The 19,340-nt window shown below is 71.4% G+C and carries 22 protein-coding genes and 1 tRNA gene; 14 read left to right on the plus strand and 9 right to left on the minus strand.

From position 1 onward, the window contains the following. Positions 1–83 precede the first annotated feature (83 nt). Positions 84–374, plus strand: a complete 291-nt coding sequence (locus ACFZA2_RS15820; RefSeq protein WP_391406711.1) for a DUF4287 domain-containing protein — start codon at positions 84–86, stop codon at positions 372–374. Here the strand turns inward: ACFZA2_RS15820 and ACFZA2_RS15825 are convergent. Continuing rightward, positions 371–985, minus strand: coding sequence for a MerR family transcriptional regulator (locus ACFZA2_RS15825; RefSeq protein WP_391406713.1), 615 nt, complete (start codon positions 983–985; stop codon positions 371–373). The two genes, ACFZA2_RS15820 and ACFZA2_RS15825, sit on opposite strands and share 4 nt — an antisense overlap. Before the next feature lie 69 nt (positions 986–1,054). Between ACFZA2_RS15825 and ACFZA2_RS15830 the strand changes: the two genes are divergently transcribed. Together ACFZA2_RS15830 and ACFZA2_RS15835 are read left to right on the plus strand one after the other, a co-directional pair. Further along, the gene (locus ACFZA2_RS15830; RefSeq protein WP_391406715.1) at positions 1,055–1,567 is read left to right on the plus strand and encodes a DUF4188 domain-containing protein; all 513 of its coding nucleotides are present in this window, start codon (positions 1,055–1,057) and stop codon (positions 1,565–1,567) included. Between the two features lie 4 nt (positions 1,568–1,571). Beyond that, positions 1,572–2,432 (plus strand): sulfurtransferase, encoded by an 861-nt coding sequence (locus tag ACFZA2_RS15835; RefSeq protein WP_391406717.1) that lies wholly within the window; start codon positions 1,572–1,574, stop codon positions 2,430–2,432. A gap of 226 nt (positions 2,433–2,658) precedes the next feature. Here the strand turns inward: ACFZA2_RS15835 and ACFZA2_RS15840 are convergent, their stop codons facing one another. Both ACFZA2_RS15840 and ACFZA2_RS15845 read right to left on the minus strand, forming a co-directional pair. After that, entirely contained in the window at positions 2,659–3,984 is a 1,326-nt protein-coding gene (locus tag ACFZA2_RS15840; protein WP_391406719.1) for a flavin monoamine oxidase family protein, read from the minus strand. A 109-nt stretch (positions 3,985–4,093) separates the two neighbouring features. Next, positions 4,094–5,548, minus strand: coding sequence for an amino acid permease (locus ACFZA2_RS15845; protein WP_391406721.1), 1,455 nt, complete (start codon positions 5,546–5,548; stop codon positions 4,094–4,096). A gap of 142 nt (positions 5,549–5,690) precedes the next feature. On the opposite strand from ACFZA2_RS15845, the gene ACFZA2_RS15850 reads away from it, so the two are divergent. From ACFZA2_RS15850 to ACFZA2_RS15865, 4 genes are all read left to right on the plus strand, one after another. Beyond that, positions 5,691–6,053 (plus strand): hypothetical protein, encoded by a 363-nt coding sequence (locus tag ACFZA2_RS15850; protein WP_391406723.1) that lies wholly within the window; start codon positions 5,691–5,693, stop codon positions 6,051–6,053. After that, entirely contained in the window at positions 6,011–6,922 is a 912-nt protein-coding gene (locus ACFZA2_RS15855) for a trans-sulfuration enzyme family protein (RefSeq protein ID WP_391406725.1), read from the plus strand. Before ACFZA2_RS15850 ends, ACFZA2_RS15855 begins: the two co-directional genes overlap by 43 nt. A gap of 213 nt (positions 6,923–7,135) precedes the next feature. Continuing rightward, a complete protein-coding gene (locus ACFZA2_RS15860; protein WP_391406727.1) occupies positions 7,136–7,753 on the plus strand; it encodes a histidine phosphatase family protein in 618 nt (205 codons plus the stop codon). A gap of 274 nt (positions 7,754–8,027) precedes the next feature. Beyond that, positions 8,028–8,453 carry a MarR family winged helix-turn-helix transcriptional regulator gene (locus ACFZA2_RS15865; protein WP_391406729.1) on the plus strand — a complete coding sequence of 142 codons (426 nt, stop codon included), beginning with the start codon at positions 8,028–8,030 and terminating at the stop codon, positions 8,451–8,453. A gap of 18 nt (positions 8,454–8,471) precedes the next feature. On the opposite strand, the gene ACFZA2_RS15870 is transcribed toward ACFZA2_RS15865, so the two are convergent. Continuing rightward, positions 8,472–9,968 (minus strand): L-serine ammonia-lyase, iron-sulfur-dependent, subunit alpha, encoded by a 1,497-nt coding sequence (locus tag ACFZA2_RS15870; RefSeq protein ID WP_391406731.1) that lies wholly within the window; start codon positions 9,966–9,968, stop codon positions 8,472–8,474. 146 nt (positions 9,969–10,114) lie between these two features. Between ACFZA2_RS15870 and ACFZA2_RS15875 the strand changes: the two genes are divergently transcribed. Then, a tRNA-Arg gene (locus tag ACFZA2_RS15875) sits at positions 10,115–10,187 on the plus strand. Between the two features lie 177 nt (positions 10,188–10,364). On the opposite strand, the gene ACFZA2_RS15880 is transcribed toward ACFZA2_RS15875, so the two are convergent. The 3 genes from ACFZA2_RS15880 to ACFZA2_RS15890 are packed head-to-tail and all read right to left on the minus strand — an operon-like array spanning position 10,365 to position 11,736. Beyond that, a complete protein-coding gene (locus ACFZA2_RS15880) occupies positions 10,365–10,571 on the minus strand; it encodes a hypothetical protein (RefSeq protein WP_391406733.1) in 207 nt (68 codons plus the stop codon). A 53-nt stretch (positions 10,572–10,624) separates the two neighbouring features. Then, positions 10,625–11,254, minus strand: a complete 630-nt coding sequence (locus ACFZA2_RS15885; RefSeq protein WP_391406735.1) for an asparagine synthase — start codon at positions 11,252–11,254, stop codon at positions 10,625–10,627. A gap of 53 nt (positions 11,255–11,307) precedes the next feature. Continuing rightward, entirely contained in the window at positions 11,308–11,736 is a 429-nt protein-coding gene (locus tag ACFZA2_RS15890; RefSeq protein ID WP_391406737.1) for a YdeI/OmpD-associated family protein, read from the minus strand. Positions 11,737–11,988: 252 nt separating this feature from the next. On the opposite strand from ACFZA2_RS15890, the gene ACFZA2_RS15895 reads away from it, so the two are divergent. The 4 genes from ACFZA2_RS15895 to ACFZA2_RS15910 all read left to right on the plus strand — a co-directional run bounded on the left by ACFZA2_RS15895 (position 11,989) and on the right by ACFZA2_RS15910 (position 14,487). Continuing rightward, a complete protein-coding gene (locus ACFZA2_RS15895; protein ID WP_391406739.1) occupies positions 11,989–12,399 on the plus strand; it encodes a DUF4383 domain-containing protein in 411 nt (136 codons plus the stop codon). A gap of 2 nt (positions 12,400–12,401) precedes the next feature. Next, entirely contained in the window at positions 12,402–12,926 is a 525-nt protein-coding gene (locus tag ACFZA2_RS15900; RefSeq protein ID WP_391406741.1) for a hypothetical protein, read from the plus strand. Between the two features lie 164 nt (positions 12,927–13,090). Further along, complete coding sequence (locus ACFZA2_RS15905; protein WP_391406944.1) at positions 13,091–13,933, plus strand: oxygenase MpaB family protein; 843 nt, start codon at positions 13,091–13,093, stop codon at positions 13,931–13,933. Next, positions 13,930–14,487 (plus strand): DUF1992 domain-containing protein, encoded by a 558-nt coding sequence (locus ACFZA2_RS15910; RefSeq protein WP_391406742.1) that lies wholly within the window; start codon positions 13,930–13,932, stop codon positions 14,485–14,487. Before ACFZA2_RS15905 ends, ACFZA2_RS15910 begins: the two co-directional genes overlap by 4 nt. Positions 14,488–14,598: 111 nt before the next feature. Here the strand turns inward: ACFZA2_RS15910 and ACFZA2_RS15915 are convergent, their stop codons facing one another. Both ACFZA2_RS15915 and ACFZA2_RS15920 read right to left on the minus strand, forming a co-directional pair. Continuing rightward, on the minus strand, positions 14,599–15,429 hold the full coding sequence (locus ACFZA2_RS15915; RefSeq protein ID WP_391406744.1) for an aldolase/citrate lyase family protein: 831 nt from the start codon (positions 15,427–15,429) through the stop codon (positions 14,599–14,601). Continuing rightward, positions 15,426–16,874 (minus strand): cation:dicarboxylate symporter family transporter, encoded by a 1,449-nt coding sequence (locus ACFZA2_RS15920; RefSeq protein ID WP_315995177.1) that lies wholly within the window; start codon positions 16,872–16,874, stop codon positions 15,426–15,428. Before ACFZA2_RS15920 ends, ACFZA2_RS15915 begins: the two co-directional genes overlap by 4 nt. Before the next feature lie 59 nt (positions 16,875–16,933). Between ACFZA2_RS15920 and ACFZA2_RS15925 the strand changes: the two genes are divergently transcribed. Both ACFZA2_RS15925 and ACFZA2_RS15930 read left to right on the plus strand, forming a co-directional pair. Next, positions 16,934–18,616: an ATP-binding protein gene (locus ACFZA2_RS15925; protein ID WP_391406945.1), complete on the plus strand. Its 1,683-nt coding sequence runs from the start codon at positions 16,934–16,936 to the stop codon at positions 18,614–18,616. Beyond that, positions 18,613–19,296, plus strand: a complete 684-nt coding sequence (locus ACFZA2_RS15930) for a response regulator (protein WP_315995178.1) — start codon at positions 18,613–18,615, stop codon at positions 19,294–19,296. Before ACFZA2_RS15925 ends, ACFZA2_RS15930 begins: the two co-directional genes overlap by 4 nt. Positions 19,297–19,340: the final 44 nt, after the last annotated feature.

The raw sequence follows: 19,340 nt of genomic DNA on the forward strand, positions 1-19,340 counted from the left end.
ACCGTACCGGGGCGTCGCGCACGGCACGGACGCGACCGCCTCTTCGATGGACGTGGTCGGGACGGCGACGCTAGCCTCGCGTCATGTCGTTCCAGGCGTACCTCGACAACATCGAGACCAAGACGGGGCTCACCCCGCGCCAGTTCCTCTCGCTCGCGGACGAGCGCGGCTTCGGGCCCGGCACGAAGGCCGGCCCCATCCTGCAGTGGCTGAAGGACGACTACGACCTCGGTCGTGGTCATGGAATGGCGCTGGTCCACGTGATCACGAAGGGTCCGAAGATCAGCGACGCGCACGTCGGCCGCACCGGTCCGCACGGCGACGCGACAGATGAGCTCTGGCTCGACGGCGCCGCGTCGAATCCGCGCGCCTAAGCGGCGCCGGAGCCGAAGCGTCGCGAGGCGGCCACCTGCTCGGCGACGCGCCGCAGCGCCAGGATCAGCGGCTCGACGAGCGCCGTTCCCAGCACCACGTAGCGCACGGCATCCTCGATCGACGTATCGGGAGTCGCCGCGAGCTCGGCCTCGGCGAGCGCACCGAGGTGCTCGACGTAGGCGTCCATGACCGCGTCCGGCACCGTGAACCCCGCTCGATCGAGGGTCGCGAGGGCGTGCGCGACCGCGGCGACCTGGTCGGGGAAGCAGTGTTCCGCCGAACCACCCATGCGTTCTAGAAGGGCGAGCGCCGCGGTGAGGTCGAGATCGGTGGAGACCGCGGGCGTCACAGCGGCGTTGGCCGCACCGAGGAGGTCGTACGGGTTCTCGGGCGGCTCCTCGAGGACCGCGACCACTCTGCGCACGCCCGCGATCCCCACGCCCGCGTCGACGAGGGCGCGGATGACGCCCAGGCGCTGCACGTGCGCCTCGCCGTAGGCGGCCTGCGTAGGGGAGGACCGCTCTCCCTCGGGCAGGAGCTTCTCGCGCAGGTAGTACTTGATCGTGGCGACGGGGACGCCGCTGCGCGTCGCCAGTTCTGAGATCCGCACACTGCCCCCTTGACTCGATAGCAGGACTATCCAACACTGGATAGTGACACTATCGAGTGAGGACGAGCCATGGCATCCATCAATCAGGGTCGGATGACCCACCGCTGGGACGACGAACTGGTCGTCTTCCACATCGGCATGACCGTCAACCGCTGGTGGCGCGCCGACCAGTGGATGCCGTTGATGGGCGACATGCCCAGGATGCTGCGCGAACTCAGCGTCGACCCCGATTCGGGTCTGATGGGCTTCACGATGCTCCTCGGATCGCGCGGCCCCTACCTCGTGCAGTACTGGTCGTCGCTCGACAAGCTCTACGCCTACGCCTCCGCGCCGTCACACGAGCACCGGCCCGCGTGGACCCGTTTCAACCGTCGAGCGCGGAAGAACCCCGGCGTCGTCGGCATCTGGCACGAGACGTACGTCGTCGAACGGGCCGAGACCATCTACGTCGGCACTCCCGCGATGGGCCTGCCCAAGGCGACCGCCGTCGTGCCGATCGCGTCCCGTCACGACCGGGGTCGTGCACGCGTGGCCGATGGCCGCACGCACAGCGCCCGGGGTGGAGGCGCGGGGTCAGAATGAGCGTATGGAATCGATCCTCACCACTGCCGCCGACCTGAACACCGCCCTCGCCGCGGGGGCGTATCCCGACGGCGGGCCGGTGCGCGTGCTCGACGTGCGGTGGCGGCTCGATCGCCCCGACGGTCGGCCGGACTACCGTGCGGGGCACATCCCCGGCGCGCAGTACGTCGCCCTCGACCACGATCTGGCCGCCCACGGCGCGCCGACCGAGGGCCGGCATCCGCTGCCCTCGGTCCACGACCTGCAAGCGACGGCGCGGCGGTGGGGGATCGATGCGGGCGACACGGTCGTGGTGTACGACGACGCGAACAACATGGCGAGCGCCCGGGCCTGGTGGCTGCTGCGCTATGCCGGTCTCACCGACGTCCGCCTCCTCGACGGCGCCCTGCGGGCCTGGAACGACGCCGGGTACGAACGCGAAGAGGGGGATGCCGCGACCCCGGCCCCCGGAACGGTCGAGCTGACGTACGGCGCCCTGCCCGTCCTCGACCTCGACGATGTCGCCGACTTCGCCGCCGAGGGACTCCTGCTCGACGCCCGCGCCGGCGAGCGCTACCGCGGCGAGGTCGAGCCGATCGATCCCCGCGCGGGACACGTGCCCGGGGCGGTCAGCGCCCCCACGACGGAGAACGTCGGCGACGACGGCCGCTTCCGCGCGCCCGACGACCTGCGCGCGCGGTTCCGGATGCTCGGCGCCGAGGACGGCCTATACGTGGGGGTGTATTGCGGGTCGGGGGTGACGGCGGCGCACCAGGCCGTGGCCCTGACGCTCGCGGGATTCGAGCCGCGGCTGTACCCGGGATCGTGGAGCCAGTGGTCGAACCACCCCGAGCTACCCGTGGCGACGGGATCCGACCCGCGCTGAGCCGGCTGAGCCCGCTGGCGCCTCCCGCGTTCCGCAGGAGGCTGAGCCCGTCGACGCCTCCGGTCCGCCCGCGGGAGGCTGAGCCCGTCGACGCCTCCGGTCCGCCCGCGGGAGGCTGAGCCCCTTGAAGCCTCCGGTCCCTTCGACAGGCTCAGGGACCTCCCGCGGCTGAGGGCCTCCCGCCGCGACCGGACCTCCCGCGACGAAGAGACCCCGCGCCGCGGCGTCAGGCCCAGAGGTCGCTGACCGGCACCTCGCGGCCGAGAACGTTCTGCGCGGCCCGGTGCCCGGACAGCATGGCGCCGGGAACCGTCGCCGGGTCGTCTCCCCACGTCGCCTCCCCGGCCAGATGCAGCGTCCCGTCGCCGAGGGGTGCGGCGAGGTCGTCGTGGTCGGCGCCGACCGAGCCCGGGAGCATGTAGGCGTACGAGCCGCGCGAGAACGGGTCGTCCTGCCAGCGGGTCACGATCGCACTCTCGGGCTCGGCCACGGCGTCACCGTACAGGCGCCGCAACTGCGCGAGGGTGGAGGCGACGATCTCGTCGTCGCTCCACTCCCGCGTGGCGACGGCGGCAGGACCCGCCGCGAATGTCAGCAGGGCGGGTTCGTCGTGCAGGCGCCCCAGGTCGTACCAGGAGTGCCACCACTCCCCCTCGTCGCCGAGCTGGCGGATGCCGTAGACCCCGGCATCCCAGAACCGTTCGGCGAAACGCAGCACGACCTTCTCGAAGGCGTTCATGCGCAGAAGGCCGAGCGCGCGGGCGTGCGCCGCGGGCAGGGCGGGCTCGAGCACGAGATCGCCCGCGTGCAGCACCCCCACCGGCACCGTGACGACGACGTGCCGAGCGCGGAACGCGCCGCGGGCGGTCTCCACCTCGGCTCCCTCCGACGACCACCGCACGCGCGAGACCGCGTGGTCGAAGCGCACGTCGAGCCCCGCGGCGAAGTTCGAGGCGAGCTCGTCGTAGCCCTGCGGGAACACCACCTCGTCGCCGTTGACGGTGTCGTCGTCGAGCCCGTGGGCGCCGAGGCCGTGCATGCCGATCCCGTACTGCTCCTGGGCCCGACGGTCGTTGTACTCCCGCACGCGCTCCGCGCGTTCGGCGTCCCACCCCTGGGCGGCGAGCGCGCGCTCCACGACCTCACCGTAGGTTGCATCGTCGTCGGCCGCGGCGATGACGTCGACCAGCACGGCGTTCAGCGTGCGGATGTCGTCGGCGTACTGCCGCACGGCCTCCGGGGACAGACGGCGCCCGGCGGCGTCGAAGTACGTCAGCGGCCGTGAATCGGGCTGGTATCCGCCGACCGTGAACTCCACCATCGGCATTCCGAATGCGCGGGCCGCCTCGGCGACCGGGCTGTCGTCGATGCCGTGGATCCACGACGCGCCGCGATCGGTGACGTGCCCTCCGCTGCGGTCGGTGAAGACGCGCCCGCCGACGCGGTCGCGCGCTTCGAGCACGACCACGCGATGCCCGTGGCGAGCCAGAAGCCGAGCGGCGGCCAGGCCCGAGATGCCCGCCCCGACGACGAGGGTGTCCACCGTGTCCATGCGTCCTCCGCGTGCTCGTGGTGAAGCGACGCTACTGCGGGGCCGGGCCCGGCGGCATCCGCCACCCCGGCGAGCCGACGCGAAGCGGATGGACAGCGCGTACAGCGCATCAGTCGATCGGTGCCTCTTCGTCCCGCCGAACGGGAGTGACGCCCTTGCGCCCGTAGCGCAGCCAGAAGAACAGGTAGCAGAGGCCGACGAAGGGGATGCCGAAGTACAGGGCCGCGACCTGGTTCTCATCGAACGCGATCGCCACGATCGACGCGGTGAGCAGCACGAAGGCGAGAATCGGGACGAGCGGGTACAGCGGCGTGCGGAAGGCGAGGGTGGAGACGTCGCCGCCGTCGCGGACGAACTGCCGCCGGTGGAAGAACTGCGCGGCGACGATCGACATCCACACCGCGACCGCCGCGAAGCCGGCGATCGACACGAGCACGAGGTACACGGTCTCGGCGGCGACGACGCTCGAGATGAGCGACACCAGACCGATGGCGAGGCTGACCAGCAGGGCCACCATCGGGATGCCGCGCCGCGTGAGACGCGTGAAGGCGCGCGGCGCGTAGCCCTCCTCGGCGAGCGAGAACAGCATCCGCGCGCACGAGTACAGCCCGCTGTTGCCCACCGAGAGCAGCGCCGTGATGACGACGAAGTTCATGATGTCGGCCGCGTAGGGCACCCCGACGTACTCGAAGACGTCGACGAACGGGCTCGACGACAGCCCCGCCTGCTCGTAGGGCAGGAGGGCGGCGATGACGACGATCGAGCCGACGAACAGCACGAGCAGACGCAGCACCGTCGAGCGCAGCGCCCGCGGGATGTTGCGGCCCGGATCCTTCGTCTCGCCCGCCGCGACGCCGACGAGCTCGGCACCGCTGAAGGCGTAGAACACCGCGAGCGAGGTGATGAGCACGCCCCCGAGACCCGCGGGCAGCAGCCCGTCGGGCGTGACGAAGTTGCTGAGGCCGACCGCCGCGTGCGGCTCCGACGACAGCGGCGTGAAGCCGAAGATCGCCATCGTCCCGAGCACGATGAGCGCGACGATCGCGACGACCTTGATGAGGGCGAACCAGAACTCGGTCTCCCCGAACACGCGCGCCGAGATGGCGTTCAGGGTGAACAGCACGCCGGCGAACACGATGCACCACACCCAGACCTCGACGTTCGGGAACCATCGCTGCATGAGGATGCCGGATGCCGTGAACTCCGACCCGAGCGCCACCACCCAGCACAGCCAGTAGAGCCACGCGGTGGTGAAGCCGGTGGCCGGCCCCATCGTGCGCGCCGCGTAGATGTGGAGCGATCCCGAGACCGGATAGGTCACCGCGAGCTCGCCCAGGCAGACCATGACCAACCACACCACGAAGGCGCCCAGCAGGTACGCCAGCACCGCACCGAGGGGGCCGGCCTGGTGGATCGTGTAACCCGAGCTCAGGAAGAGGCCCGAGCCGATGACACCGCCGAGGGCAATCATGACGAGATGCCGGGCGTCCATGGCGCGGCGCAGTCGGCGCGGTGCGCCCGCGGGGCCGGACGTATCGAGGGAGGAATCGAGGGGACGACTCATGGAGTGCTCGCATTCATGATCGAGCCCGGAGCCGTCGAGGCGTCCGGGCGACGCAGTCACAGTAGTCGACGGCGGGCCCCGACGCGCCCTCACTACGCTGGACGAGGCGCGCGAGCCGCGCCGCAGAGCGAGAGGGGCCACGATGACGGCATCCGACGAGGTCGCCCCGAGGGCCGTCGTGCGCCCCGACCGCACCGATGCTCCGACCCTCGGCGAGTCGAGTCTGGCCGTGCATGGCGGCATCGAGCTCGACAGTACGCGGTCGCTGCGCACACCGCTCGTCATGTCGAACTCGTTCGCCCTCCCCGACGACCCGAGCGAGATCAGCTGGTCGGCCACCGCCCCGGGCCTGTACACGCGCAACACCGGCGTCAATCAGCTGGCGCTCGAGCGCAAGCTCGCCGCGCTGAGCACGGCGAGGACGCCGTCGCCCTGGCATCCGGAGTCGCCGCCCTGCACGCGGTGTTCTTCACCCACGTGCGCGCGGGAGACCACGTGGTCGTGAGCGACGTCGTGTACGAGGCCACCTGGCGCCTGTGGACCGAGCTGCTCCCCGGCCGCTACGGCATCGAGGCGACCTTCGTCGACGTGACCGATCCGGATGCCGTCCGCGCGGCGATCCGGCCCGAGACGCGGCTCGTGTGCGTCGAGGCGATCGCCAACCCCACCACGAAGGTCGCCGACATCGCGCTGCTGGCCGAGATCGCCCACGCGGCCGGGGCTCTGCTGATGGTCGACTCGACCTTCACTCCCCCGCCGTTCTACCGGCCGCTCGACGACGGCGCGGATCTCGTCGTGCACTCGCTGACGAAGTACATCAACGGCCACGGCGACGCGATGGGCGGGGCGGTGATCGGTCGGGCGGAGCTCATCGAACCGATCAAGGCCGACGCGATGGTCGACGTCGGCGGCATCATCTCGCCGTTCAACGCGTGGATGATCACGCGCGGTTCGGTCACGCTCCCCCTGCGCCTGCGGCAGCATTTCGCCTCCGCCCAGCGCGTCGCCGAGCTGCTCGAGGCCGACCCGCGCGTCGCGTTCGTCGCCTATCCCGGACTCGCCTCGCACCCCCAGCACGATCTCGCCCGCCGGCAGTTCGGCGGTGCCGCGTACGGCGGCATGATCGCCTTCGCGCTCGACGGCGACCCCGACCTGCAGAACAGGTTCGTGTCCGAGCTGCGGCTGATCACCTCGGGCTTCTCGCTCGGACACGACGACAGCCTCATCGTGCACACGTCCGCCGACGGCCCCCGTACCGCGACCTACCCGGAGCCGTTCCGCCGCTACGGCCACCTGCGTCTGTCGGTCGGACTCGAGGATGCCGACGACCTCCTCGCCGATCTGGCGGCGGCTCTCGATGCCACCGGGCGATGACGGTACCTATGAATCGGGAATGTCCCTCGGCATCCTCTTCCGCTCCGTTATCTCACCGTTATAGAGTGCCTGCACGGTAGGTGTTTTGCTGGCAGCTACCGACATGTGATTGCAGGACACTCTGGTGCAGGAAAGGGCCGGTCGGAATCCTCCGACCGGCCCTTCTTCGTGCGGTCGGGCCGGCGGCTCCCCCAGGAGCAGGAGGATGGACGCGTGAAGGATGACGAGCTGACCGAACCCGACGGACGCATCGTGCTGGTGCGACACGGCGAGACCGCGTGGAGCCGCACCGGACGGCACACCGGCCTGACCGACATCCCGCTGACCGAGACCGGCGCCTACAAGGCCGAGCTGGCGGGCACGCTGCTCGCCACCCGACGGTACGACCTGATCCTGTCGAGCCCGCTCCAGCGCGCGGTCGAGACGGCCGCCCGCGCCGGGTACCCCGACGTGCGGACCGACGCCCGTCTCGTCGAATGGGACTACGGCGCCTACGAGGGCCTGACCACTCCCAAGATCGTGGAACAGCTCGGCCGTCCGTGGACGATCTGGGAGGGAACGCCCGCCGGCGCGACCCCGGGCGAGTCCGTCGCCGACGTCACTGCACGGGCGGAATCGCTCCTCGCGGAGCTCCGCCCTCGGGTGCGGGCCGGTGAGCAGGTCCTGCTGTTCTCGCACGGGCACTTCCTCCGCGCTCTGGCCGGCACCTGGCTGGGCCTGACCGCCGCCGGAGGCCGGTACTTCGTCCTGGGCACCTCCGCCGTGAGCGAGCTGGGCTTCGAGCACGGCTCCGAGGTCATCACGCAGTGGAACCACGTGCGCGGACGCTGATCGCGTCGGGACGGGCTGTCCGGGACCCGCAGGATCGTCCCGCCAAATCGGTCACGGAAATATAACGGCGACCTCTTCCCCTCCGTTACCTCACCGTTATAGAGTGCTCGCACGGTAGTTGTTTTGCTGTGGCAGCTACCGACATGTGATTGCAGGACACTCTTGGTGCAGGGACAAGGGCCGGTCGGAAGCCTCTCCGACCGGCCCTTACTCTGTCCACAGCCCCGGCGTCGACGTCGAGTCCGCGGCATCCGGCTCCCTCTACGCTGAAGGCATGACCGATCGCCGCCTCGCCGTGCAGGCCTGGGAGAGCCTCTTCCGCGCGCAGCACGAGGTGTTCGAAGACATCCGCTCGGATTTCGAGGGCGAAGAGCTCACCCAGGCCGAGTACGACGTGCTCCTCACGGTCACGCGCGCGCCGCGCATGACGGCGCGACTGCGCGACGTGACCGGCAACATGCTCATCAGCCAGCCGAGCGTCTCGCGTCTGGTCGAGCGCATGGTCGCGCGAGGCCTGCTCACGAAGTGCGCCGACCCCGAGGACGGCCGAGGAGCGCTGGTCACCGCCTCCGAGGAGGGCGCCGTGACGTTCCGTCGGCTCGCCGCCGCGCACGGCCGCTCGATCGCCGACCGCATGGCCCGCCTCACCGACGACGAGCTCGCGCAGCTGCGCGCGCTCACCGCCAAGCTGCGCGACTGACCGGCGTCATCGAGCGGATCAGCACTCGATGACGTTGACCGCGAGGCCGCCCTCGCTCGTCTCCTTGTACTTCGTCGACATGTCGATCCCGGTCTGCCGCATGGTCTCGACCACCGCGTCCAACGACACATAGTGGCTGCCGTCGCCGCGCAGGGCTAGGCGGGCCGCGGTGACCGCCGTCGAGGCGGCGATCGCGTTGCGCTCGATGCACGGGATCTGCACGAGACCCCCGACCGGGTCGCACGTGAGGCCGAGGTGGTGCTCCATGGCGATCTCGGCGGCGTTCTCGATCTGCCGGTTCGTGCCGCCCATGACCGCCGTCAGCCCTCCCGCCGCCATCGCGCACGCCGATCCGACCTCGGCCTGGCATCCGCCCTCGGCTCCCGAGATCGAGGCATTCGCCTTGAACAACGAGCCCAACGCGGCGGCCGTCAGCAGGAAACGACGGATTCCGCGCCTCCGGTTCGCCTCGGCGACCTCCTCGTCATCCCAGTGCGAGACCTCGGAGCGGGTCACCGCGTGACCGTCGTATCCGAGCAACGCGCTGCCCACGAGCTCGCCGTGCGGCGTGACGGCGTTGCCGACACCGAGCCCCGAGTCCGCGAGAAACCGCCACCAGTACATCGCCACCGCCGGCAGGATTCCCGCTGCGCCGTTGGTGGGCGCCGTGACCACCCGCCCGCCCGCGGCGTTCTCCTCGTTCACCGCGAGCGCGAAGGCCCCGAGCCACTCCCCCGGGAGCTCGCGGTGCCCGTCGGCCTCGATGGCATCCAGCTGTTCGCGCATCACGGCGGCGCGGCGCTTCACCTTCAGGATGCCGGGAAGCACGCCGTCGTTGCGCAGACCCGCGTCGACGCAGGCCGCCATCGCATCCCAGATGCGGTCGAGGCCCGCGGCGATCTCCTCGTCGGAGCGCAGTGCCTCTTCGTTCAGACGCGCCGCCTCGGCGATCGTGATGCCGCGCTCGTCGCACAGGGCGAGGAGCGTCGCAGCGTCGTCGAAGGCGAGCGGCATCGGTGCGGCCGCCACCGGGGCGGATTCGCCCTCACGGCGGATGAAGCCGCCGCCGATCGAGTAGAACGTCTCCTCGACGAGCACGCCGCCGTCGCGGTCGCGCGCGACGAGGGTCATGGCGTTGGGATGACCGGGAAGCCGCGTGCGCGGTTCGAGGGCGATGTCCGTCTTCGCGAAGGGGATCTCGTGCGTGCCGGCGAGCGCCAGCGGGCGCCCGTCCGGCCAGTCCGACCACGCGCGGCGGACGGCATCCGGGTCCACGGTCTCGGGCTCGAGGCCCTGCAGACCCGCGACGACGGCGTCGGGGGTTCCGTGACCGATGCCGGTCGCGCCCAGCGAGCCGTAGAGGGCGCAGGAGACGGATGCCACCCGCTCCAGGGCTCCGCTGCCCTGCAGTCGTGCGGCGAAGGAGAACGCGGCCCTCATGGGGCCGACGGTGTGGGAGCTCGAGGGTCCGATCCCGATGGAGAACAGCTCGAACGCGGAGGTGTATGCGCTCATCCCGCCAGCGTACGTCGCCGACTCGACACCTGCCGGTCATCACCGCGCCACGCCCGGGATGCACGCGGTTCGGGGCCGATTAGACGTCTCCCGGGGTCCCGGCTATGCTTGACCACGGCCTGCGCGCCGTTTCGCGCGGAGGCCCTGCGCCCGTAGCTCAATGGATAGAGCATCTGACTACGGATCAGAAGGTTAGGGGTTCGAGTCCCTTCGGGCGCACACTGTGTTGAGACAGTGACAAGCCCCGGCTGAGAAGAAATTCTGAGCCGGGGCTTTTTCCGTTTCCTGCGCGGGTCGGCGACGAGGTCGCGCGTCGGCCTCGACGTGTGCCGGCCGGGCTGGACGTGTGCCGGCCGGGCTGATCGTGCCCCGGGGCGGATGCCGCGCTGCGAGACGTCAGGCCGAGGCACCGCCCCGGTGGGCGGCGTCCGTGGCGACCGAGTTCAGCTGCAGGATCGCGATCGCTTCGTGCAGGGAGCCCAGCGGCGCCTCGATGTCGTCGTAGTGGTGCACGAAGCCGTTCGCGTCGCGCGCGCTCACCGAGACCAGGGCGTATCCGGGTCGTGCCACCCGGGCCGTGCGTCCGAACCGCCGTTGCGCCATGGCATCCCCCTCGCTCGCCGCCGAGGCTACCCCGCTGAACCTGCCGCGGGGGGTCAGCGCGCGGGGGACTTCTTCTTCTTCTCGCTCTTGGCGCTCTTGTCGGGCGCAGCGACGTCATCGTCGTCGGGCGCGACCCGCTCTTTCGCCCGCCGCTTCGCCTGCGAGGCGAGACGGGCGAGGTCGACCATGCGCAGGGCGTCCATGCGCGCCTTGCGCATCTGGGCGTACTCGGGGTCGGCGTCGGCGGTCATCCCCTCGACATCGAGTCGCTGACGGAGATTGGCCTCGACGTCGCCCCACGCGGCGATGCGCGCGTCGGCAACGAGGGTCTTCACGCGATCGGGGTCGTCGGCGAGCGCACGCAGTTCCTTCGCGACCCCGCGCGACTGCTTCGCACGGCGGCGGAGGTTGCGGGTGTCGCGGTCACGGTAGTCGTGGGTGCCCGAGGAGTCGGAGAAGCGCCCCCACGCGCGCTTGCGCTGGTGCGTCACCCGCTCGGCCGCCTGGTCCTGCTCGTCAGCGAGGGAGCGGAGGGTGTCGCGGGCGAAGTCCGCGAACACCTCGTTGTCGAACTGCCCGCCGCGGGCGATCGTGTCGACGAGGATGCGATTGCGCACGGTCAAACGCGCCGCGGCCGTCGCGATCGACAGCCCTTCGGCGATGGCCTCCTTCGTGCGCCCCACGGAACCTCCCCTTCCAGGCTATCGTCCGGGGCGGACGGCGCAGCGCTCAGCGGTCAGGACAGCTTCGACACGATGGCCGCGACGCGACGAGCACGCGTGTCGGCCGCCTTCGCCGCCTCCACGTTGGTCACGTGCGCCTTGCGGGCGCTGGGGGCGAGGGCGTCGAACGCGGGCCGAACCCCGGCCTCCGCGAGCGCCGCAGCCAGATCGTCGGGAACCTCGGTCGTGCGCGGCGTCGTGTCGAGGGTCAGCTCGACGGTGATGGCATCCCCGCCCGAGAGGCCCGTCGCCTTGCGCTTGTCGGCGGAGAACGGGATGAGGGAGCGACCACCCATGGCACCGATCGTGCTCGAGAAGACGTACCCGTTGACGTCGACCGTCACGGCGGCGCGCTTGCCCCCGCCGAGGGCCTCGATGACCTCCGGGGGCACCTCGATGCCGGTGTTGTTCCCCATCTGCGACAGTGACGTGTCGAAACGCATGAGGGGAGTGTGGCAGAAACGCCGCTAGGTGAACACTGCGGGAATTGCAATCCCCCTCACCGGTCTGAGGGCGCGACCTATGGTCGACTCTGTTGCGGAGGGCCTCGGAGAGTACTCGGGGGCCTTCTGTCGTATCCGGGGTTCTACCCGAACGTCACCCCGGAATGCAAAGCCCAATCCGATCGGCGCATTGTCTCCGAAGATGTTGGAGAGCGACCGGACGGTCGCTGCCAACAATCTGGGAGGTTCATCATGAGCTCGTCACCCAACCGCATCGTGGCCACCGTCTTCGGCGCTGTCTACCTGCTCGTCGGACTGCTCGGCTTCGCCGTCACCGGCGGCGTCGGCTTCATCGCCACGGAGGGAAACCTCCTGCTGGGCATCTTCGCGGTCAACCCGCTGCACAACATCGCGCACCTCCTCATCGGTGCCGCGCTGCTGATCGCCGGTCTCGCGAACGCCCGCGCCGCGAAGGGCGTCAACACCACCGTCGGAGCCGTCTACCTGCTCCTCGGCATCGTCGGCTTCTTCCTCGTCGGCACGGCCGCCAACATCCTCGCGCTGAACACGGCCGACCACTTCCTGCACCTCGCCAGCGCCGTCGTGCTGCTGGGTGTCGGTCTCGGCACCGAGCGCAACGTCCCCCGCACCGCGGCGGTCTGAACATGAACGCCGCGACCTTCGTGCGGTCGTGGCCCTCCGTATCCGCGTGGGGGGCCGGCCTCATCACCGCTGCCCTCGGCGCGGGTGCGATCGTCCGTTCCGATTCCGGGGCCCTCGCAACGGGCCTCGGGATCGGGATGGTGATCCTCGGTCTCGCCTCCCTCGCCTGGGGGGCTGCGACCCTGTCGACGGGACGCCTCGTCGTCCCGCGGCTCGCCCTCGCGGGCGCCCTGGCGGCGATCGCCCTCTCCACCGCCCTGATGTTCGTCGCCTCGGCGCACACCAGCATCATCGGCGTCGCGGCGGGCTCGGTGCTGCTCGTCGTCGTGGGTGCGACCTCGGCGATCCATCTGCGTCGACGCGGCCAGCGCGCGACGCGCACCGCCCAGCCGATGAGCGTCACGGGACTGCTCGTCGCCGCGGCTGTGATCGCCGTTCTCGTCACCCCTGCCCTCGGCGCGACGCAGGATGCCGTCCTGCTGCGCGATGACGGCACCGTGCCGGTCGTCACGCACGACGGACACTGACCGCCCTGCCGGGAAGATCATCGACGTCGAACTCTTCCCGAGCCCACCTGCTCAGACGGTGGCACGCTGGAACGGTGACCGACGCGACCTTCCCCTCCGTCCCCGGCTGGATCGCGGACCTGCGCGGCAAGATCCTCGTCGCCCTCGCGGGAGACCCGACCGGCATGGCGCCGTACGTCCGGGCGATCGCCGACGGCGACGACGCCGGGTACTTCGTCGAGAACGGCCCCGCGTGGACGGTGCACGCCGGAATGGGCACGCTCGTGGCCGGCATCCGGGCCCTTCTTCTCCAGGCATTGCACCCGGGTGCGCTCGCGGGCGTGCACGACTGGTCGCGCTACCGCGAGGATCCCATCGGCCGGCTGACCGGCACGGTGCGCTGGGTCATCACCCTGACCTACGGCTCGCGGACGCAGGCGGATGCCGAGACCCGGCGCGTCGGCAGGTTCCACCAGCGTGTGAAAGGCGAGTACCGCGCCGGTGACGGCAGCGAGCGGGCCTACACCGCCGAAGCGGCCGACCTGGTGCGGTGGGTGCACCTGGCCTTCACCGACGCCTTCCTCGCCGGACACGAGGTGTCGAAGAAGCCCATCCCCGGCGGACCCGATGCCTACGTCGCCGACTGGGCGACCGCGGGTCGGCTGATGCGGGTGGTCGACCCTCCCCGCACGCGCGCGGCGTTGCGCGCCGAGATCGACGGGTTCTGGGAGCGCGGGGAACTCCGCGGCGACGAGAGGGTCGCCGAGGTGGTGCGGTTCCTGCGCAAGCCGCCGTTCCCCGGCCTGATGGGCCTGTCGTATCGCGTGCTGTTCGCCGCCGCCGTCGCCACGATCCCGCGGAGGTATCGCAAGATGCTCGGCGTCCGACGATGGCCGCTGCCGGTGCTCGCGCTGACGCGGTTCGTCCTGCGCGTCACCGAGCGCGCTCTCGGCTCCGGCCCGCGGGCGCAGGACATGGCCCGGCAGCGCCTCGCCCGGTTGGAGCGTGACGGTCGGGAGGCCGCATGAGCGACGACGCCCGCCAGGCCGCCGAGCGCTACCGGCTCGACCGCGAGCTGCGCGACGCCGGACTCGAGCCGGAACCCGCGGAGCCGACCGGCCCCGCGCGCGGGTCGACGGCCGCCGAACGCGCGGCGTTCGTCGAGACGTCGATCCAGCAGGCGATCCGGCGCGGCGAGTTCGACGACCTCCCCGGGGCGGGCAAGCCCCTGGACCTCGGGACTTCCCACGATCCCGACTGGTGGATCCGCCGCAAGATCGAGACGGAGCAGCTGACGGGCCTCGGGCCTCCGGCGCTGACGCTGCGCGTCGAGCACGCCGAGATGGACGAACGCCTGGATGCCATCGCCCGCGAGCCCGACGTGCGCGAGGCGGTCGAGGATTTCAACCGGCGCGTGATCGAGGCGCGCCGCCAACTGCAGGGCGGGCCCCCGGTCGTGACGCCCACGGTGGACGTGGATGCCGTCGTGGCAGCCTGGAACGATCGACGTCGCGCGCGCGAGGAGGCGGCCGCCGTGGCCGCTCCCCCACCGCGGCGCCGGTGGTTCCGGCGCGGGCGGTGACGTCGCGGTCCCTTCAACAGGCTCAGGGACCTGGAATTGCGCGAGGACCGGCGGCGAGAGGTGGCTGAGCCCGCCGAAGCCACCGGGAACGGCGGCACGGACCGCCGCTGGTCAGAGGGCGGCGAGAGCCTCGGCGCGGGCGACCAGGGCCCGCGCACGAGCGAGGGTCGGTGCGTACGAGCCGTCGACCGGACCGTCGGGAGTGGTCGACAGCAGCGACCGCGCGGCCTCCACCTCGGCGGGCGCGGGTGTGAAGCCGGCGTGGGCGCCGGGGATCGCGGCATCCTGGAGCGCGAGCGTGCCGGTGAAACCCATCGCGGCGGCATGGCGTGCCGCGTCGTGCGCCTGATCGATCGGACCGCACGGACCGTCGATGGGGCCCGCGATGCCCGCGGCCGCCGACGCCACGACGAGCTGCGCACGCGGCCACGACAGCGCGATGCGCTCGGCCGACATGCCGGTGTCGCGGCGGAAGTCGCCGGTGCCGAACGCCAGGCGGCGGGTCGCGGGGTGCGCGGCGATGGCCGGGGCCGCCAGCAGCGCGGCCGCCGATTCGACCATCGCGACGATCGGGGTGCCCGCCGGCAGGGAGGCGGCGACGTGCGCGACGTCGGCCGGGCCCGCGCACATGGCGAGGACCACGCCGGCGAGGCGGCCGTCGAGCTCGCGACCGAGCGCCAGGTCGGCCTGGCCGTCGCGGGTACCGGCGGCGCTGATGCGCAGCCAGACCGCGGCCTCCGCGGCGGCGCGACGGGCCCGATCGCGCCCCTCGGCCTTGCGGGCGGCGGGAAGGCCGTCCTCCAGATCGAGAACGAGCACGTCGGCGTCGGTCTCGAGGTCGCCCGCGAGCGGCGAGCGGAGCATCCACGTGCGCGCCAGCTCGACGCGCGCAGGGGCGGGGGCGGCCGAAGCCGCCCCCGCCGAGGTGTGCGCAAGACTCACGAACGGCTCCGTGCAGCCGCCTCCGCCTCCGCCTGTGCGCGGAAGGCGTTGAGCGCCTGGGTGTCGACGGCCGCGGGGCCGGCGCCGACCTCGGTCGACGCCTGCTCCTTGGCATCCGCCGCCGGCGTCGCCGAGTGGTCGTGGCCGGTGAGGAGGGTCTCGTCGAAGGGGATCTGCCCCGCGAGCACCTCGCGCACCCGCTGTCCGTCGTACTGCTTCGTCCAGGCGCCGATGAGGAGGGTCGCGACGGCGTTGCCGGTGAAGTTGGTGACCGCGCGGGCCTCCGACATGAAGCGGTCGATGCCGACGATGACGCCGACGCCGTTGACGAGATCGGGACGGTAGGCCGACAGGCCGCCCGCGAGGGTCGCGAGGCCTGCACCGGTCACACCGGCCGCGCCCTTGGAGGCGATGATCATGAAGATCAGCAGACCGATCTGCTCGGGGATCGACATCGGCGCGCCCATCGCGGTGGCGATGAACAGCGAGGCCATCGTCAGGTAGATCGCGGTGCCGTCGAGGTTGAACGAGTACCCGGTCGGGACGGTGATGCCGACCACGGGCTTCGAGACGCCGAGGTGCTCCATCTTCGCGATGAGGCGGGGCAGGGCGGCCTCGGACGACGAGGTGCCGACGATGAGGAGGTACTCGCGGCCCAGGTACTTCATGAGAGAGAAGATGTTGACCCGCGTGACGGCGTAGAGCAGCCCGCCGAGGACGATCGCGATGAATAGGAAGCACGTGAGGTAGAACGAGCCCATCAGGATGCCGAGGCTGACGACGGCGCCGAAGCCCGTCTTGCCCACCACGGCGGCGATGGCACCGAACGCACCGATGGGAGCCAGCCAGAGGATCATGCCGAGGATGCGGAAGACGAGCACCTGGAAGTTGCGGATGCCCTCGACCATGCGGGCCCCGCGCTCGCCCATGCCCTGCAGCGCGAAGCCGCAGAGGAGGGCGATGAAGAGCACCTGGAGGATGCTGCCGCCGGTGAACGCCGAGAAGAACGTCGTCGGGATGATGCCCAGGATGAAGTCCTGCGTGGTGGTGGCCTCGGGGACGGCGTCGTACGCCGCGCTGCCGATGTTGAGGCCCTCGCCGGGGTGGATGATGTTGCCGACGAGCAGGCCGATGCCGAGGGCGAAGGTCGACATCACGAGGAAGTAGCCCAGCGCGAGGCCGCCGATCTTGCCGACCGTCGAGGCCTTCGCGATCGAGCCGATGCCGACCACGATCGTGCAGAAGATGACCGGGGCGATCATCATCTTGATCAGGTTGACGAAGCCCTTGCCGACCGGCTCGAGGCCGACGGCGAACTGCGGGGCGACGAGGCCGACGATCACGCCCGCCACGACGGCGACGATGACGGCGATGTAGAGCCAGTGGTTGCGATCGATCTTCTTACGCGGTCGACCGTCGCGAGTGGTGCGGAGTGAGAGAGCCATCAGCGCCTATCCCTTTCCTAACGTCTTCGTTGTCCGGCGGGATCGCCGGAGTGGATGACATGACTGTGGTCGAGGGCGAACCGATCGGCGATTTGTGGTCGTATTGTTCACGGCAGGCGCGACGAAGGGCGGTGGACATGCGACTGAGCGTGGGTGGGCGACTGGCCCTGGTGTCGCTCGGCGTCGTCGTCCTCGTCGCCGGCGTCCTCGCCGCGCTGCTGTCGGTGCAGCTCAGCGACTCCGGTCAGCGCGAGGCCGAGAAGGTCACGCGCTCGGTCGCCGAGACGATCGCGCACGAGCCCGACGTGGCATCCCTCGCCGCCGCCGGCGACTCCGAGCGTCTGCAGCCGATGGTCGAGCAGATCCTCGCCGAGACCGACGTGTCGTTCGTCACGATCATGACGCCCGACGGCATCCGCCTCACGCACCGCAACCGTGCGGAGATCGGCCTGCCGTACATCGGCTCGCGCGACGAGGCGCTCGCCGGTCGGACGTTCACGGAGGTGTACGAGGGCACACTCGGCCCGTCGGTGCGCACCATCGCGCCGATCCGCGACAACGGCGACGAGGAGGGCGCGATCGTCGCCCTCGTCTCGGTGGGGGTCACCCTCGGCGCCGTGCAGCAGGACATCGCCGCCCGCGCTCCGCTCATCGTGCTGGCATCCGCCGCCATCGTCGGACTCGGCGTGCTGGGGGCGCTGTACGTGCGCCGCAGCGCGCGCCGCGTGACGGGGTCGTACACGCCGGGGGAACTGTCGCGCCTGGTCGAGAGCTACGAGACCGTGCTGCACTCGCTGCGCGAGGGCCTCGTCGTCACCGACCGCTCGGGGCGCATCGTGCTCTACAACGACGAGGCCGCCGACCTGCTGGGTCTTCCCCCGGCGACGGCGGGGCAGGTGTCTCTCGACCCGCGGGATGTCGAGATGGATGCCGCCCTGGCCGAGGCCATCGCGACGGGACGCCGCATGGTCGAGGAGACCGTCGTGAACGGCGACCGCGTGCTGCTGGTCAACCAGGAGGAGGCGCGCGACCTCACGGGCCGCCGCGCTCCCGCCCGCGGCCAGGTCATGACGCTGCGCGATCGCTCCGAGCTGCAGGCGCTCCTCGGGGAGCTCGAGGGCGTGCGCACCCTCAGCGACACCCTGCGGTCGCAGACGCACGAGCACGGCAACCGCCTCCACGCGCTGCTCGCGCTGCTCGAACTGGGCCGCGTCGATGATGCGCGGCGCCTGATCGTGGCATCCACCGGGGGACGCCAGGAGCTGGCGGATCGTCTCGTGTCGCACGACGAGGGGGCGATCGTGGTGGCGCTGCTGTTGGGCAAGCTCGACGAGGCGGCCGAGCGCGGCGTGCGGCTCGACCTCGACGTCGCCGAGCCCACCCCCTCGCTGCCGCTCGCCCCGGAGGAGGCCGTCACGGTCGTCGGCAATCTCGTCGACAACGCCCTCGATGCCGCCGCCGCCGGGGCCGAACCCCGCTGGGTGCGCGCCACGCTGCGCGAGAACGGCGACGACGTCGTGATCGAGGTGTCCGACGGTGGCGCGGGGTTCGACCCGACGCTGGAGGATCCGTTCGCGTTCGGCTCCTCGACGAAGGCCGCCCACGCGCCCGGCGGTCGGGGCGTCGGCCTCGCCCTGGTGCGCGACATCGTGGCCGCCCGGGGCGGGACGCTGCAGGTGAGGGCGGACCCCACGACGGTCCGCGTCTTCCTCCCGGCGGTCGCCGAGGCGGTGACCGCGTGATCCGCGTGCTCGTCGTGGACGACGACGCCCTCGCGCTCGAGCTGCACAGCGCCTACGTCGCGCGCGTGCCCGGCTTCGAGGTGGTCGGGCAGGCCGCCGGCGCCCGCGCGGCGCTCACGGCGCTGAGCGAGCCAGACCGCCGCATCGACCTCGTGCTGCTGGACATGACGATGCCCGACGGCGCCGGCCTCGACGTCGCGCGGCGGGCACGCGCGATGGGCTCGCGCGCCGACATCATCGCCGTCACCGCGGTGCGCGATGCGGAGACCGTGCGCGCGGCCGTGTCGATCGGCGTCGTGCAGTACCTCATCAAGCCCTTCACCTTCGGCGCCTTCCGGGAGCGGCTCGAGGGGTATCGCGCCTACGTCGAGGGGCTCGACCGTGCGGCGGGCGACGCCACGCAGTCCGAGGTCGACGCCCTGCTCGGCTCACTGCGCACGGTCACCTCCCCCGCCCTGCCGAAGGGGCTCAGCGACGCCACGCTGCAGGCCGTCGCCGAGCGCGTGCGCACCACGGCGGGCGCGGTCTCCTCGACCGAGGTCGGCGAGAGCGAGGGCATGTCGCGGGTCACCGCGCGGCGCTACCTCGAGCACCTCGCCGACGTCGGCCGCGTCCGTCGCGAGCCGCGCTACGGCGGCCAGGGTCGCCCCGAGATCACGTACGCGTGGGTGCGCGGCTGAGCTGCCGGGCGACCGCCATCTCCGTGCGCGCACAAGGCCGGGTG

Origin of the sequence: Microbacterium sp. NPDC007973 (genome assembly GCF_042958465.1) — a bacterium.
GTDB lineage: Bacteria > Actinomycetota > Actinomycetes > Actinomycetales > Microbacteriaceae > Microbacterium > Microbacterium galbum.